This window comes from Rhodopirellula europaea 6C (genome assembly GCF_000338295.1).
GTDB lineage: Bacteria > Planctomycetota > Planctomycetia > Pirellulales > Pirellulaceae > Rhodopirellula > Rhodopirellula europaea.
This window is the reverse complement of sequence record NZ_ANMO01000168.1, coordinates 21,687-37,300: the sequence shown is the minus strand read 5'-3', so window position 1 is coordinate 37,300 and position 15,614 is coordinate 21,687. Positions and strand designations below refer to the sequence as shown.

General features: G+C 56.9%; 15 protein-coding genes. 9 read left to right on the top strand and 6 right to left on the bottom strand.

Annotated elements, in window-relative coordinates; translation table 11 throughout:
* Window position 1: 1 nt before the first annotated feature.
* The gene (locus tag RE6C_RS17440; protein WP_007326483.1) at window positions 2–961 is read left to right on the top strand and encodes an acetyl-CoA carboxylase carboxyltransferase subunit alpha; all 960 of its coding nucleotides are present in this window, start codon (window positions 2–4) and stop codon (window positions 959–961) included.
* A 338-nt stretch (window positions 962–1,299) separates the two neighbouring features.
* On the opposite strand, the gene RE6C_RS17435 is transcribed toward RE6C_RS17440, so the two are convergent.
* Complete coding sequence (locus RE6C_RS17435) at window positions 1,300–2,097, bottom strand: CvpA family protein (protein ID WP_008658607.1); 798 nt, start codon at window positions 2,095–2,097, stop codon at window positions 1,300–1,302.
* Window positions 2,098–2,491: 394 nt separating this feature from the next.
* Here RE6C_RS17435 and RE6C_RS17430 point away from each other — a divergent pair, with 394 nt between their 5' ends.
* Window positions 2,492–3,340: a metal-dependent hydrolase gene (locus RE6C_RS17430; RefSeq protein WP_236618298.1), complete on the top strand. Its 849-nt coding sequence runs from the start codon at window positions 2,492–2,494 to the stop codon at window positions 3,338–3,340.
* A 24-nt stretch (window positions 3,341–3,364) separates the two neighbouring features.
* Here the strand turns inward: RE6C_RS17430 and dtd are convergent, their stop codons facing one another.
* Window positions 3,365–3,802 carry a D-aminoacyl-tRNA deacylase gene (gene dtd, locus RE6C_RS17425; RefSeq protein WP_039962395.1) on the bottom strand — a complete coding sequence of 146 codons (438 nt, stop codon included), beginning with the start codon at window positions 3,800–3,802 and terminating at the stop codon, window positions 3,365–3,367.
* Window positions 3,803–3,894: 92 nt separating this feature from the next.
* On the opposite strand from dtd, the gene RE6C_RS17420 reads away from it, so the two are divergent.
* On the top strand, window positions 3,895–4,818 hold the full coding sequence (locus RE6C_RS17420; protein ID WP_008658601.1) for a DUF1559 family PulG-like putative transporter: 924 nt from the start codon (window positions 3,895–3,897) through the stop codon (window positions 4,816–4,818).
* A gap of 114 nt (window positions 4,819–4,932) precedes the next feature.
* Here RE6C_RS17420 and RE6C_RS17415 read toward each other — a convergent pair whose 3' ends face one another.
* Window positions 4,933–6,147 (bottom strand): argininosuccinate synthase, encoded by a 1,215-nt coding sequence (locus RE6C_RS17415; protein WP_008658600.1) that lies wholly within the window; start codon window positions 6,145–6,147, stop codon window positions 4,933–4,935.
* A gap of 123 nt (window positions 6,148–6,270) precedes the next feature.
* Here RE6C_RS17415 and larB point away from each other — a divergent pair, with 123 nt between their 5' ends.
* A complete protein-coding gene (larB, locus tag RE6C_RS17410) occupies window positions 6,271–7,119 on the top strand; it encodes a nickel pincer cofactor biosynthesis protein LarB (protein WP_236618297.1) in 849 nt (282 codons plus the stop codon).
* 13 nt (window positions 7,120–7,132) lie between these two features.
* On the opposite strand, the gene RE6C_RS17405 is transcribed toward larB, so the two are convergent.
* Window positions 7,133–8,194, bottom strand: a complete 1,062-nt coding sequence (locus RE6C_RS17405) for a potassium channel family protein (RefSeq protein WP_008658598.1) — start codon at window positions 8,192–8,194, stop codon at window positions 7,133–7,135.
* Between the two features lie 215 nt (window positions 8,195–8,409).
* On the opposite strand from RE6C_RS17405, the gene RE6C_RS17400 reads away from it, so the two are divergent.
* The 4 genes from RE6C_RS17400 to RE6C_RS17385 all read left to right on the top strand — a co-directional run bounded on the left by RE6C_RS17400 (window position 8,410) and on the right by RE6C_RS17385 (window position 12,443).
* Entirely contained in the window at window positions 8,410–9,333 is a 924-nt protein-coding gene (locus RE6C_RS17400; RefSeq protein WP_008658595.1) for an NAD(P)H-hydrate dehydratase, read from the top strand.
* 109 nt (window positions 9,334–9,442) lie between these two features.
* The gene (locus tag RE6C_RS17395; RefSeq protein ID WP_008658592.1) at window positions 9,443–10,414 is read left to right on the top strand and encodes a bifunctional riboflavin kinase/FAD synthetase; all 972 of its coding nucleotides are present in this window, start codon (window positions 9,443–9,445) and stop codon (window positions 10,412–10,414) included.
* Between the two features lie 15 nt (window positions 10,415–10,429).
* The gene (locus tag RE6C_RS17390; protein WP_008658590.1) at window positions 10,430–11,422 is read left to right on the top strand and encodes a DHH family phosphoesterase; all 993 of its coding nucleotides are present in this window, start codon (window positions 10,430–10,432) and stop codon (window positions 11,420–11,422) included.
* A gap of 202 nt (window positions 11,423–11,624) precedes the next feature.
* Window positions 11,625–12,443, top strand: coding sequence for a hypothetical protein (locus tag RE6C_RS17385; RefSeq protein WP_236618296.1), 819 nt, complete (start codon window positions 11,625–11,627; stop codon window positions 12,441–12,443).
* A 79-nt stretch (window positions 12,444–12,522) separates the two neighbouring features.
* Here the strand turns inward: RE6C_RS17385 and RE6C_RS17380 are convergent, their stop codons facing one another.
* The gene (locus tag RE6C_RS17380; protein ID WP_008658586.1) at window positions 12,523–14,394 is read right to left on the bottom strand and encodes an ATP-binding protein; all 1,872 of its coding nucleotides are present in this window, start codon (window positions 14,392–14,394) and stop codon (window positions 12,523–12,525) included.
* 152 nt (window positions 14,395–14,546) lie between these two features.
* Window positions 14,547–14,729, bottom strand: coding sequence for a hypothetical protein (locus tag RE6C_RS32940; protein ID WP_236618295.1), 183 nt, complete (start codon window positions 14,727–14,729; stop codon window positions 14,547–14,549).
* Here RE6C_RS32940 and RE6C_RS17375 point away from each other — a divergent pair.
* On the top strand, window positions 14,728–15,528 hold the full coding sequence (locus RE6C_RS17375) for a hypothetical protein (RefSeq protein ID WP_236618294.1): 801 nt from the start codon (window positions 14,728–14,730) through the stop codon (window positions 15,526–15,528). The genes RE6C_RS32940 and RE6C_RS17375 overlap by 2 nt on opposite strands.
* The last annotated feature ends 86 nt before the right edge of the window (window positions 15,529–15,614 follow it).

Genomic DNA, 15,614 nt, shown 5'->3' with positions numbered 1-15,614 from the left:
GATGGCCGGACCCGGATTAGAATTCGAAAATGAGATCGCGGATCTGGAGGAGCAAATCGCTTCGCTGGAACGGAACACTGATCGCAGTGAAGAAATTGACTCAGCGATTCGATCGTTGCGTTTGGCGCGTGTTGCCAAACTGAAAGAGACGTACTCATCGTTGGACCCTTGGCAAACGGTCCAAGTGGCTCGTCATAAAAACCGTCCTTACACGCGTGATTACCTCAACTTAGCGTTTGACGAATTTGTCGAATTGCACGGTGACAAGCACTTTGGCGACGACCGCGCGATGCTGTCGGGCTTCGCGAAACTGGATCGATTCAAGGTCATGGTGATCGGTCACCAAAAAGGTAGGACCTACAAGGAACGTGCGGCTTGTCACTTTGGTTGCGCTCATCCGGAAGGTTATCGCAAGGCCATGGTGAAAATGAAAATGGCCGAGAAATATCGCTTGCCGGTCATTTGTTTCATTGACACGCCGGGAGCGTATCCAGGGATCGGTGCCGAGGAACGTGGGCAGGCGCAAGTGATCGCCGAAAGCATGTTCATGATGAGTGATCTGAAAACGCCGGTCATCTGCGTCGTGATTGGCGAAGGCGGGTCTGGTGGTGCTCTCGGGATCGGTGTCGGCGATCGAGTCGCGGTTTTGCAGCACGCTTACTACAGCGTCATCAGCCCGGAAGGCTGTGCCGGCATTCTGTGGAAGAGTCACGAACACGCGCCCAAAGCGGCCGCCGCTCTTCGGTTCACGAGCGACCATTTGTTGCGTCTCGGTGTCGTCGATGATGTCCTCGAAGAACCGCTCGGTGGCGCTCATCGTGACCACCATCAAATGGCGACTCGGATGAAGACTTATCTGTCGCGGCAGCTGTCTGAATTGGAAGAGATGCCGGTCGATCAAATGCTCGAGCAACGCTACGAAAAATTCCGCCGGCTCGGAGTCTTCTTGGAAGAAAGCTGAGGCCGACACGAGTGGAAGTTTCGGTCGCCGAGAGAACATCTCGGTGACCGGATGTTGGCTGGGACGGTCGGATGCAAATGGGACTCGCACGGCGAATCAGGGCGGATTTCGACCGCCCCGCAACGTCCGATAATGCCCCTTATGTTGTATTCGAGGTGCGTAAAACACGTGTTTCAGGCGTTTTCTGCGTCTGGGCTTTGGTTTCGTGACGCTCGGGATCGCTGGGTGCTGGCAATCTGAAGGATGCCCCGCCCCGATCGTTCGCCGTCTTCGCGAATCCGAGATCGCGATCGTTTCACTGACGCTCGGTCGTCGCCAAGCGGAAGATCAGCGGGCGGTCAGCGACGCGGCGTTTGCCACTGCGGCGTCGCGGATTGACGCCATGTCGGAGCCTGCTGTTGTGAGCCCGCGGCGGAGTTGAAATCCGGGTTGGACGTCGGTGTTGGGCTTCCGCCAAAGCCACTAAATGGCGGCTGTGATCGCGCGGCATTTTGGGCTTGTTCAAAGCCGTTTTGCGGCGCGAAATTGTTCGCCGGTTGAACGTTCGAATGCGACCAATTTGGATTTGCGTTCGGTGCGACCTGAGATTGCGAGAGCCAGGATCCTTCCGAGCCCGATGGCTCGCCCAGTTCTTCGTCGCTGAACTGATCCAGATACGGGCGAACGACGCTGTCCAGTTCTGGTGGCATGATCGAATTGGACTCGGCGAGGACACGAGCGATCAGGCGGCCGCTTTCGCTGGCGACGATCGCTCGCTGAGTTCTTTCACCAAAAAGTGTGACCGCGAAGAGCGTGATGATCGTGCACAAGAGTGCTCCTTTGGCGAGTCCAAACAGAGCTCCGATCTGGCGGTCGAATTCTTTCAGTCGCATTCGGTCGATCATTCCGCTGACCATTCGCAGCGCGACCCAGATGACGAACGACGTCCCGACGAACAGGATGAACATTGCCAGGAATTGATTCCAAGGCGGCGCAGCATGAATGTTCTGACTGAATGGTTCGCGATAGTGGTACGCGACGCAATAGCTGACAACGATGGAAGCGATCGAGGCGAGTTGCCATGCAAATCCGCGAATCGCGCCCAACAAGGTTGCGCCGACCAGGATGACCGTCATCAGAATGTCGTAAGTCTGCATGAGCGCAATTTCACCGCTGCAACGGATTCGGACCGTTTTGACGCTTGTAGCAAAATGGAAGGGGCAGGGCGAACAGCAATTTTTTTGGGGAGCCGGTGGCGGGCATCCGGCGATGGGGCCTCGTCTGGGGCAGGGGCTCGATTGGCGGATCAAAAATTTCCGGTGGCGGGCGGGGGCCTGAATTTGGTAACGCCAATGGTTCTCGGTGCGCGACCGCCCTGCTCCGCCCTCGTAGTTTGGGGCCTTTGTGGTTTGGCGGTTGGTGTCTCGGGAAAATTTTGTCGGACCGCCCTTCCCCGCCCGTCGCCTCCTTCCCGTTCGCGTTTCATTGGCTGGCTTCAAAACCCATATCTCGACGAGCACCGTTGTCGGATGCGCCTATGGATATTGGGGCGTGTTCGACCAAGGCATGTCGATGGAGAGTGCGCTGCTGGCCGGTGGGCTGTGCAGCGTTTCGGGGATGTTGCCGGATTTGGACAGCGATTCTGGCGTGCCGCTTCGCGAAACGAGTCTGTTTTTGGCGGCGGTCGTACCGATGCTGATGATCGATCGTTGGCGAGACTTGGGGCTGTCACACGAAGCGATGGCGCTGGCGGCGATGATCGTTTACATCGCGATTCGATTTGTTGCCGTGGAGGGATTCCGCAAGTTCACGGTTCACCGAGGCATGTGGCACAGCATCCCCGCGGCGCTGGTCGCGGGACTGATCGCATACATGGCGATGCCATGCGCCAGCGAAGCGGTTCGGGTCTACAAATCCTGCGCTGTGCTGGTTGGTTTCTTGACCCATTTGATCTTGGATGAGATTTGGTCCTTGGATTTCAGCCGTGGCTCGATGCGAGTGAAGAAATCGTTTGGCACGGCGTTGAAATTCTTTGGCAGCAGTCCGCTGGCCAACATCTTCGTTTGGGGTCAGCTCGGGCTGTTCACGTATTTGGCCTGGGGCGATCACGAAATTTTGGACCGGCTTCGCCAGCGTGTGCGAATGGATCGCGATCGCTATGCGGTTCCCAGCCAGGATGAGATCAATCCGGACTACACCAATCCGTCGTTGTTCGCACCGTGGGAATCTCGTGAGCCGCCACAGTGGCAACCGCGAGTGACATCACCGCAGGAGTCGCCTTCCAACTTTGGTTTGCCGTCACAGGTTCAACCTGGCGCGACGCAGCCCGGCGCGCTTCAGCCGGGAATGGGGCAAAGAGTTGCTCGACCGAATTGGCCCCCTGCCCTGCCCCAGCGATAATCGCCTCTCACCTCTAAACGTGCGTCACAGTTCCAAGATGATTGTGACCGGACCATCGTTTGTCAGCGACACCGCCATGTCAGCGGCGAAGATTCCGCATGGGACCGACAATCCCGTTTTGCGAAGTTCACTGACATAGTGCTCGTAAAGCTCGTTCGCACGATCCGGTGGCGCGGCGTCAGTGAACGCGGGCCGGCGTCCTTTCCGGCAATCGGCCAACAACGTGAACTGGCTGATCGCGAGCACGTCACCACCGGCATCGATTACATTGCGATTCATCTTGCCGTTTTCGTCCGCAAAGATCCGAAGTCCAGCGGTCTTGTCGGCCAAGGCGGACGCGGTTGCTTCCGTGTCTTCGTGACCGATGCCAATCAAAGCCACCAATCCTCGCTCGATCTGACCAACGATTTTGCCATCCACAGAAACGCTGGCTTGTCGGCTGCGTTGCAAAACAATTTTCATGGGCCGGTTCGTGATCCAGGTCGTGACGAGATGGGCTAAATTGGTGGCTGGACGCACACGCGGTGCATCACTGATTTGATGGAAAGGATCGTATGACGTTTCTGTTCACTTGCCCACACTGCCAATCGCAAACCGAGGTGGAAGATGAATACAGCGGTCGCACGGGCGACTGTGTCGTATGCGGTCGCGAAATCACGATGCCCGAGTTCGCTGGCTCGCGGCGGATGGGAAATCGGCCTGGCAAACGCAACAAATCGGCGATTTGGTTTGTCGCGGCCGGATTGGCGTTGCTGCTGGTCGGAGCCGGTTTGATCGCGGCGATCCAGGTTGGCAGCCGGACGGCCAAGAAAATACGCACGGGCCGCCAGCGTTTAAGCAGCATCAAAAACCTGGAGACGATCGCGACGGCACTGAATGCGTACGCTGCCGATCATGGCGTCTACCCTGCCCCGTACACGGTGGATGCCGCAGGGCGGAAGCTGCACTCGTGGCGGGTGACCATTCTGCCGTATCTGGGTGAGGACGGTTTGTACAACCAGATCGACAAGGATGTTCCCTGGAATGAGGGCGAAAACCAAATGCTTCTCTACAGCCAAACGCCGTCGGTCTATCGGCATCCGGAGAGCAACAGTTGGGGCACGGGCACGGTCTATCACTTGGTGACTGGTGCCGGGACGTTATTCCCTAGTACCGGACCGTTGGGACCTCGGCAGGTGACCGATGGCGCGACGAAGACGATCCTGCTGGCCGAGGGCCAGATGAACAGCATGACCGAATCGTGGATGGAGCCCTATGACTTGGATGTTGGGTCGATCGGCGGCCTCATCAACCCGCCTTCGGGAAAGGGACTCGGGGGAGCAACCGATGGTGGCGTCTGTGTCGCGACGGTGGAAGGCAGCGGGTACTTTTTGCCGGATACAACGCCACCGTTGACCGTCCAAGCGTTGATCACTCCGTCGGGAGGTGAGCCCCTATCGGACGATGTGCTGGACGAATGGGCGTCCACTCAACCTTGAGACGAGCGTTTGAGAGCTGGCACGCGTCCATAAAAAAACGGCGAGGTTTGAACCTCGCCGTGATGTTGAATTGGCAACGACTCGAGTTGTTGCCTTGTGAATCGTCGATGCGAATCAGAACTTGCGTGGTGACACGCGGCCTTGGACTCGCGAAGGCAAGCCTTGGATTCGCAGGAAGCCTTCGGCGTCGTCTTGGTTGTACGAGCCGCCGCCTTCCATGGTCGCGATTTCTTCGTCGTACAAGCTGTTCGGGCTGGTTCGCGAAGACACCATGATGTTGCCTTTGTAGAGTTGCAACGTGACTTCGCCGGTGACGGGACGTTGAGCCGTTTCGATGAACGACATCAGTGCGTCCATCTTGGGCGTGTACCAGAAACCGTAGTAAACCAATTCAGCGACTTCGGGAGCCATGCGGTCGCGAAGGTGCATCAGGTCGCGGTCCATGGTGAGTTGCTCGATGTACATCAACGCGTCGTACAACACGGTCATGCCGGGCGACTCGTAGACACCACGGCTCTTCATGCCGACGAAACGATTTTCCACCATGTCGATGCGACCGACACCGTTGCGTCCAGCGATGTCGTTGAGTTGTTCGACCATTTCCAAAGCGTTGACGGCTTTTCCGTTCAACGTCTTGGGCACACCGGACTCAAAGCCGATCGTGACTTCTTCTGGTTTGTCGGGAGCGTCTTGTGGTGACACGCCCATTCCGAATTCGACCAGCTCCACGCCGTTGACGTCGAGTTCTTCGAGCTTGCCTGCTTCGTAGGAAATGTGCAGGACGTTTTCATCGCTGCTGTATGGCTTCGCAGTCGAGGCTTTGACTGGAATTCGCTTCACGTCGCAGTACTCGATCAATTCCGTTCGGCCTGGGAAAGCGTCGCGGAAAGATTTGATTCGCCAAGGAGCGATCATTTCGATGTTGGGATCAAGAGCTTCGGCAGCCAATTGGAAACGGCATTGGTCGTTGCCCTTGCCGGTTGCTCCGTGAGCGTAGGCGGTTGCACCGACTTCGCGAGCGACTTCCAGGCAAACCTTGCTGATCAACGGGCGAGCAATCGAGGTTCCCAGCAGATAGATTTGTTCGTACTTGGCTTGCCACGCCAACACGGGGAAAGCAAAATCGCGGCAGAGTTCTTCACGAACGTCCACCAAACGAGAGGACTTGGCCCCGCAGGTACGAGCCTTCTCCATGATGGCATCGCGATCCTCACAAGGCTGCCCAAGGTCCACGTAGACGCAGTGAACTTCGTAGCCTTGGTCCTGGAGCCAGCCCAGAATGACGGACGTATCGAGACCACCGGAATAGGCCAGCACACAACTTTTCATCTCAGATCTGCATCCAAATGCGGGGGAATCGGCTATGTTTGAAGGCCTCGCATTTAAGTTGTCCGGTGCGAAACACGCAAGGACGGTCAGAAGGATCCTGGCCGGAAAGTCAAGCAGAACGCTATGAACCAACCCTCCAATCAACCCCCCTCCCCAGCCCTGCTGCAGATTCTGCAGGACCTCGCTTCGGGGCAAACCGACGTGGAAGCCGCGGCGGAATCTATCCAGGCCAGCTCGATCGGGGCGGGTACGGACATGCAAACGATTCCCGGTGCAACGGTCGATTTGGGGCGTCTTACCCGCTGTGGATTTGGCGAAGTGATCTACGGTGAGGGGAAATCGACCGATCTGATGACCCAGATCGTGCAAACTCAGGTCGCTGTCGGCCAAGGGTGTTTGATCACGCGAATCGACGCGACCGCGGCGGCTCAGTTGCGGCGAGTTTTCGATAACACTCGGTACAACCCCTCCGCCCGCACGCTGAGAATTGGCTGCGGGGATGAAAATTTGGACCCAATCGGTATCGAAGGCCACTCCACTCATGTTGCCGTCGTCACTGCGGGCAGCACCGATGCTCACGTGGCGGAAGAAGCCGCTGAGACCTTGTCCTGGATGGGGGTCGCTTGCGAACGCATCGACGACATCGGAGTCGCCGGGCCTCAACGTTTGTTGGCCGCGGTTCCTCGATTGCGAGCGGCCGCCGCCATTGTGGTGGTCGCAGGAATGGAAGGCGCTCTGCCGGCGGCGTTGGCCGGACACGTGGCCACTCCCGTGATCGCCGTTCCCGCCAGCACCGGTTACGGAGCCAATTTTGCCGGCCTGACCCCATTGATGGGCATGCTGACGTCGTGTGCCGCGAATGTTGCGGTGGTCAACATCGATGCGGGATTCAAAGGCGGCTACTTCGCTGGTTTGATCGCCAGCGGAATTGCCAATGCGAAAACAGAGGCGGCTTCGTCAGAAGAAGCCTGATGGCGGTTCGCGATCAGCCTTTGACGCCACGATAGAGAATCTCTTGTCGTTGGACTTTGTGGGCCAAGCACAACTCGGCGATGTCGTTTTGGTGACCGACCACAATGACGATGTCGTTGGCTTCCAAAATCAAGTTGCCGCTGGGATTCATCTGGATTGGATCCTCGCCACGCTTCACACCGACAATGAGAAAACCTCGATTGCCGCGAACTTGAATATCGGCAAGCGGTTTGCCAACCAGTGGGGAGCTTCGGGTTAGTCGCAGTTCTTCCAAGTTCAATCCGATCGCGGAAAGCTCTTCGCTGATCCCATGCGACAGGCCATAGGATTCCAAAACAGCGGACGCGGTGGGGCGAACAAGCAACTGAGTGACTCGCATTGCGCCGATGGTTGCTGCCATCACGACGTGGTTGGCGCCGCAGCGAATCAGTTTCTTTTGAGCGGAATGGTTTTCGGCTCGCGAAACGATTTCGACTTTTTCGGCCAGGTCTCTCGCCGTGACACAGATGAAAGCGTTGGCGGCATCGTCGGGCAGCAATGTTGCTAAGCCGCGAGCGTGTTGGATTCCGGCCGCCAGTAGAACGTCTTCGTCGGTGGCGTTGCCGACCATGGCCAGCATTCCCGCCTGTTGAGCTTCCTCGACTCGTGCCGTGTTTTCATCGATCACCACAAACGGTTGCCCAAGCTCCTGAAGTTCTTCGGCCACGCGGACTCCCATTCGTCCATATCCACAAACGATCGTGTGTGCGCGAAGTTTGGCAATGCCTTGGCTCATTTTTCGATTCCTCAACAGGCTCTGTAGTTCGCCATCGACTAAAAATTGAATGAATCCACCGACGGTGTAAATCGCAGCTCCATAACCCAACACGATGATCGCGATCGTCAGCGTTCTCAGTGCCGGTGTATCGACGGGTTTGACTTCGCCATAGCCGACACCAAAGATCGTGATCACAACCATGTAGATTGCGTCGCTAGCGGACCATCCCATTTGGATATAAGCGACGATCGCGATCGCACAAATCAGCGAAAACACGCCCAAGCCGAGCAGAATTCGACGGAGCGGAGTGGGCTGCATAACAAACGAAAGTTGCGACGAGACAAACGTTGAGTTGAGTGGTTCGTGAAGCCACGCGACTCATGAATCTGGATCCAGTTTAGCGTCGCGAAATTTGCGCGCCGTTTGCATTTTATCTGCTTTGATTGATACGTTGATCGTGACGTGAGGAACGTTCGGTAAACCGACTTCGCGGTCACTGCCAGTGCGACAATCAATCAACCTGCGAGCTTGAAATGCCATCCATTGAGACACAGTCTACCAGCCCGCCGCCGCTGCGGATTCCGCATCGCGAATCGTCGGCTCACAAAGGCAATTTTGGTCGCGTTCTGTTGATCGGCGGCTCTCGTGGTATGGCGGGATCGATCGCATTGTCATCGATCGCGGCGTTGCACACTGGATCAGGCTTGGTGGCGGCAGCGGTTCCCGATTGCATTTTGGATTGTGTCGCCGGTTTCCATCCGGCGCTGATGACAATTGGGCTGCGAGATGACGGCGAGAAGCTCGCCGATTCTGCGTGGCAATCGCTGGAGGATCGACTATCAGCCCAAGCAGCCATTGGTTGTGGACCTGGAATGACCACGGGATCAGGTGGTGCAACGATCGTGGAGGGGCTGCTCACGAAAAAGGATTTGCCATTGGTTCTGGATGCGGACGCGTTGAACATCATCGCTCAAAACAATTGGTTTTCGGACGGTCGGTTCGAAAGGGGCGAAGACGATGCCGCTTGCGTGTTGACGCCTCACCCTGGTGAGTTGCAGCGTTTGACCGGAGCACCCGCGAAAGATGTCGACGCTCAAGTGGAAGCCGCTGCCGAGTTAGCGTGTCGGTTGGGTTTGACCATCGTTGTGAAAGGTGGACCGTCACACGTCGCGTATCAAAGTGGGAACGGAGCCAAGCAGGTTTGGCAGAACACGACGGGCAATCCAGGAATGGCCACGGCGGGCTGTGGTGACGTGCTGACCGGCATCGTGACGTCGTTGCTCGGGCAAGGCTTGAGCGGTCCCGATGCGGCGAGGTTGGGGGTATGGATTCATGGTCGCTGTGGTGATGAGGCGGCAGCCCGATTCAGTCATGCGGGCATGACTTCGCTGCACGCATTGGAGGCGTTGGCCTCGGTCGCGGATGAGATGACTCAGCCCGCGAACGGAAGCCACTGAATCAAAGATTGCCCACCACCATGGGATCTGACGAAATCGAGGTGAATCAGGCATACTGAGCAAAATCAGCCCGTTTCCTTTTGTCTCTCCCCAGCCCTGCTCCGTTTGAATGACTTCCCTGATCCACTTGAGCGACCTTGCGGGCGACTCCGACCTGCATCAATCGCTTCAGGGTGGCGCGGTCAGTATCGGCAACTTTGACGGGGTTCATTTGGGACACCGTGCTTTGCTCGAACGTGTCCGGTGGCACGCTCAGCGGGTTGGCGGCAAAGCAATCGCGATCGTGATGGACCCGCACCCGGCGTCGGTGCTGCGGCCGCACGGGGCGCCTCCTAGTTTGACCAGCCTGGCTCGTCGAGCTGAGCTGATGTCCAGTTCCGGGATCGATCATTTGCTGGTTTGCGAGGCCACTCGCGATTTTTTGAATCAAACCGCTGAAGAGTTCTTTCAGCGTTTGATCGTGGAACAGTTGTCAGCCAAGGCCATCATCGAAGGCCCAAATTTCTTCTTTGGCCGCGATCGAGCCGGCAACACAACGCGCTTGAAAGAGTTGGCTGCGGAGCGTCAGATTGACGTCGAGATTGTGGTTCCATCGGTTCGCGACGAACGCATGGTCAGCAGTTCACGCATCCGGGAAGCGATCGCATCAGGCGATATCGTTTTGGCGAACCAAATGCTCGGCAGCCGTTATCGTTTGACCGGAGTGGTGACGACCGGTGAACAGCGCGGCCGCACGTTGGGATTTCCCACCGCGAATTTGGGCGGTGTGAAGACGTTGCTTCCCGAGCACGGTGTTTATGCGGCTCTGACATGTGGGGAAGGATGTGAAGGCCCGACCAATCATCCCACGGCAGTTCACATTGGCCCGAACCCAACGTTCAACGATCACCAGGAGACAAAGATCGAAGCTCACCTGCTCGACTATGATGGCGATCTTTATGGAAAGTCGTTGTCGCTGACTTTGGTGAGTCAAGTTCGGGGCGTGATTAAGTTCGCCGATGCGTCCGCCTTGAAACAACAACTGCAAATCGATTTACAAACCGTTCGTGAAACGGTTTCATCTCTTCAATCTCGTTCTTGAAAGAAAGACCCGCTCGTGGGAGTTAACTGGAAAGCATTTGTTGATCAAATTCAACATTACCAATCGTTCGTTTTGGTCAGCCACATTCGTCCCGATTGCGATGCACTGGGCAGCGAACTAGGAATGGCGGAAGTCCTGCGAGCGATTGGCAAGGATGTTCGTATCATCAATGCTCACAGGACTCCTCAGGCTTTGTCGTTTTTGGATCCCGCTGGCAACATCGAAGTGCTGGGTGATTCGGTTGAGGCCGAAGACGTGAAAGCGGACTGCATTATGATTCTTGACACCAGCGCCTGGGCTCAGCTTGGTGACATGGGCGACGTCATCCGTGCGTCGCGAGCCGACAAAATGGTGCTCGATCACCATGTTGGTGAAGATGAATTGGGCGCGCGGATGTACAAGGATTATCAGTCCGAAGCGACAGGTCATTTGGTCGTTCAAGCCGCCGATGCGCTGAATGTTCCACTGACGCGAACGATGGCGACGCCTTTGTTTGCTGCCATTGCGACTGACACCGGATGGTTCCGGTTCCCAAGTGTTACTTCGGACACGTATCGAACGATTGCTCGGTTGATCGATGCGGGGGTTGTTCCCAGCGAGGTGTACGGCGATCTGTATGAGCGTGACACGCTCGGCCGATTAAAACTTCGCGGATTGATCCTTTCTCGAACGATCACCGAGATGGATGGAGCGTTGGTTTACACATCCGTCAACAAAGAGGATTTCGAGTTGTGCGGCGCTCAACCGAATGACACCGAAGACGCAATTAATTTGACGCTGGCCATTCGCGGCACCCAAGCCGCCGTGATCTTCGTCGGACAAGTGCGGGGTGGTTTCAAATTGAGCTTTCGAAGTCGTTGCGGCTTGGATTGCAACGAGGTTGCTCGCCAATTTGGCGGCGGTGGGCACAAAGCCGCCGCGGGAGCGTTTTTGGAAGGCACCTTGGATGATGTCCAAGGTCGAGTTCTACCAGTCGTTCGAGACGCACTCGCCGCCGCGCTGGGGTAAACTGGCATCCGGGCCGATCCAACTGTCGCATCACTGTCGAAGAACGGTTGGGAGAAAGTGTCAGGTGCCTTTTGCCGGAGCGGCCTGCTGCGTGCTTTGCATAAGAGGCATGTGACACTTTTTTTTGCTCATTGCCGGGTGATGAACCGCGGGAGTTTCGATGACCGGACGTCGGATAGTGTGTCCTCGCTGCAAAACAACGTTGCAGATTCCTGCGACGATGGACGCGGGAAAAGTGAAGTGCCCGAAGTGTGAGTTGATGCTCGCTGTTCGAGCCCCGGCCGGTTCCACAGTCCCGATCAACGTGCCTCCGGAAAACCTGTTCGACAGCTTGCCTGGCTATGGCGCGTCTCAGGCAACGCCACCGGCTTCGGTCTTTCGACCCTCGGGACCGGTCACCGTTTATGAGCCGCCGAAGCCTTCCAGAAAATCAAAGGGGGGCGGTTCAAACGCTGCTCTCAAAATCATCGGGACCTTGGTTGGACTCGGTGTGTTGAGCATCGTTCTGTGTGCCGGCGGGATCTTTGCCGTTGGGTACCTGGGATCGCGTCACAGCGGTTGGACGACCGTGAGTTACAAAGGCTACACCGTTAACATGCCGGCTGGCGAAGACCGGAGAGACAAGTCGCAACAGTTCCCCGGCACGACGGTTCACGAGCTCACCGGCCGGCGGAAAGAAACCGGTTCTCAGTACTCGTTGGTGGTGGCTGATTTGCCGGCGGCAATCGATCCAAGCATTCCGATTGCAGAATTGTTGCGAGACATGAGAATCCGTCTTTCGAATTCTCGTCCCGTTACCCGGTCCGGAGTGGATGGAATGGCGGGGACCATGCAATCAGGCGTGGGCGGTATCGAAGGGTCGGACTGCGAAATCTTTGTTCACAATCGAAATCTCGTGGTCGTGATGTATTCGCCGTACTCCGAGATCCAAGATTTAGTTGGCGGCAAACGCGAGCCGCGGTCCCACGAAAGTGAACTCGACAAGCCGTCGGAGTTCTTTGACTCGTTGCAGTTCAAGTGACTTCCCGCTCAAGTGAATCCTCGCGTGAGTCGGGAATTTCGATTTGCAAAACATGAGAGAAGGCATCTCCGCGAGAGCCTTAAGCTTGCGTCTCGCTGCGTGATAGCTCGCTAATATCAGTTCCGGTGGCCGGTAAGATCATTCGGAAACGAGCTCCGCCACTTGCCGCGTCATCGACGGTCAACGTGCCTCCATGCTCACGCAGCACTTTTGCACTGACGGGCAATCCGAGGCCGGTTCCACGAGCACCTTTTTTGGACTCAAACAGCGAGAAGATCTGTTCGCGGTCTTCTTCGGGAACGCCTTCGCCGTCGTCTTCCACGTCGACGATCCAGCCCTGGGCCGCATCGTAAAACGTTTTCACTAGCACCGTCTTGGTGGCGGCATCGATCGCGTTGGTGACCAAGTTCAGCACGGCTCGGTGAATCGCTTCGCTATCAAAGGTGGCGATCGGCAACGTCGAATCTAGGTCAGAAGCGAGTTCAATTTCGCTCTGCCCTGCCCTGCTCTGCATGAGTTCGACCACGTCGCTCACAACTTCGTTAAGGTTGCCATCTTGTAGTTCCGGTTCGCGTTCTTTTGAGAACGTCAGCATGTCAAGCACAAGGTTGCTGATTCGTTCTTGGTTGCGATCAACGATGGACCAACCTCGACGGATCGCATCGGTGTCATCTTTCTGCAGTCCCGATTCGATCAGATAGCTTCCGCCTCGGACGCCTTGCAGGATGTTTTTGATGTGGTGTGAAAGCGTGGCGATCGTTTGGCCCATCGCAGCCAAACGTTCGCCCTGCAACAGAGCCGAGTAGTAGAACGTGTCTTCAATAGCGAGTGCGGCTTGGTGTCCAACAGCGGTAATCAATCGAAGGTGTTCGTCATGGAATCGTGTCGCGCCACCTTTCCGAACCAGTTCTCCAGGTGTGGTGTAGGTGTCGACGTAAAGCATGCCAACGATTTCGTATCGACCCTGCAACGGAACGCAGAGGGCTTCGCGAACTCCGCCTTGAACAATCGACGCGGCGGAATCAAACCGTTCGTCATCAAGTGCGTCGTTTGTGCGAACGCCCTGTTTGTGTTGCAGCACGTAATCCAAAATCGTATGGCTGATTTGGATACGGTCTTGCGGTTTGGACGAAGGTTTTTGTTTCGTTGCATCAGTCGCCGATTCCCGATCGCAGCGTGCGGCCGGCGTCAGTCGTTTGGATTCCGGGTCGCGAAGCATGATGCATCCGCGATCAGCCTCGACCCAGTCAAAGACCAACTTGAGGACGCGATCCAAAACCTCGTCTAGGTCGTCAGTCCGTCCGACCGCGATCGCGGTCAAATACATGACTTCCAGCGAGCGGTCTGCATCGAGTCGACCGATGACCGGCGGCCCGTGGAATTGACCATGTGTATCCGAATCCGATGCCGAGGAATCGACCTCCTGGTCGCGAGACGGCGCTGGTTGATTCTCGATGGGTGGCGGGATTGGTGGCGGCAGAGTCGTCGGCGAGGTCGCGGGTTTATCGGTTGATGGGCTGTTGGATGAAGAGCCACCCGGTGTGTATGGCGAGACGACGCCTTCGCGAGACAGCGAAGAAACGATGTTGCTGGCATCGCCTCCGCGGACTTGGCGAACGATGTCGACGCCGTGAGCCGCATCGAGAGCAGACACGTTGCCGGTGCCGGTAAAAATCAGCAGCGTCGAACCGATTTCCACCCGATCGCCACTGGTCAGAACGTGGCGTGTGATCTTGCGATTGTTGACGAGTGTGCCGTTGCTGCTGCCCAGGTCGACCAGTTCGTAACGACGTCCGGTGCCGTCACCGCGAATTTCGGCGTGGCTTCGCGAAGCCTCGTTGTCGAGCAACTGCACATTGTTGCTGGATTCACGTCCCAGTCGCGTGACCGTCGGTGCGAGCTGGAAGTGTTTTCCTTGGTCACGTCCTCGAATGACGAACAACGAAGCCATACAAAAAATCAACGCGGGGCGAGAACGAGTTTCACGGACAGATTCTAAGTCTAGTTCACACAAGATAACTTGCCGCGAGACGTTCTGTTTGGCTACCGTCCGCTTCAGGTCCCTTTCTGCGGGGATCGGTTTTTGTTCGAAAGGAAGCTTTTTCACCGCATGCTAGGCTCGGCGATTCCCATCGAGCGACGCTGGCCCTCACCTTGGGTGTCTCGAGGTGCTTGGTTAGGGGTGTGCGCGTGCTGGATCTTGCTGGCGGGTTGTAAAACCACCGCTCCGGTCCACGTTTGGCAACCGCCACAGTTGGCTGCCGAACCGGCTGGAGTCGCTTTCATGGGCATCTCTGGGCCTGATGAGTGGGCTGATCCGATCGAGGAGGCTCTGTTAGCGGAACAACCCTTGCGTTGGCGATTGATCGCGGCGGAGCAATTGGAAAGCCCATCGAACATTCGGCTCGTTTCGGGTTTCGAAGAAGAACCCAACGATGTGGCGGTCAGTGCAGCCGCTCGACGCGAAGGATTGCGTTATCTGTTGCACGGTGAAATTTTGCAGGCAACCGGACATGAGGATCGCGACGACAAAGTCAGCCTGTCATGGCGATTGACTGGATTGCATCCCGATGCGGAATCGGCCGGGATGCCGGTTTCAGTCGACGAGGCACTGATTTCGCAACGGTACCCGCATCTATTGAACATTCCCGATGTGGCCGAACGAACACGCCGCGCGGTGGTGCTGGAAACAAAACGGCTGCTCACCGCCAGCGTCGATCGACAACAAGTGACTTTGGCTTCGCCAAGGTTGTCTCCGGGCAGTCGAGCGATTCGACGTGGCAACGAGTTGGCTCGATCAGGCAATTGGCCGGCTGCGGAACAGCGTTGGCAGCAGGTTTTAGAATCGCATCCACGCAGTGCAGCAGCACTCATCAACGCGTCGATCGCCGCAGCGGCACGGCAAGACTTCACTGTGGCAAAGGAGCGAGTGACCGAAGCGGTTCGCTGGTCGGCGTTCTCGCCCATGAACAAGTCGCTCGCAGAAGAGACGTTGTTTTGGATCGAGATGCGTCAGCGGGACTATCACAACGCGTTTGATCTGCCACCGCCGCCGGAAGGTTGGCTGATTTCCCGGGGCGATTAGGGCATCGCGAACTGTCGCTCGGTGGTTCTCTAATGAGATGGGTGGATTCACGTTGGAGACCAACGTGCTGCAGGTTGACATGTCAC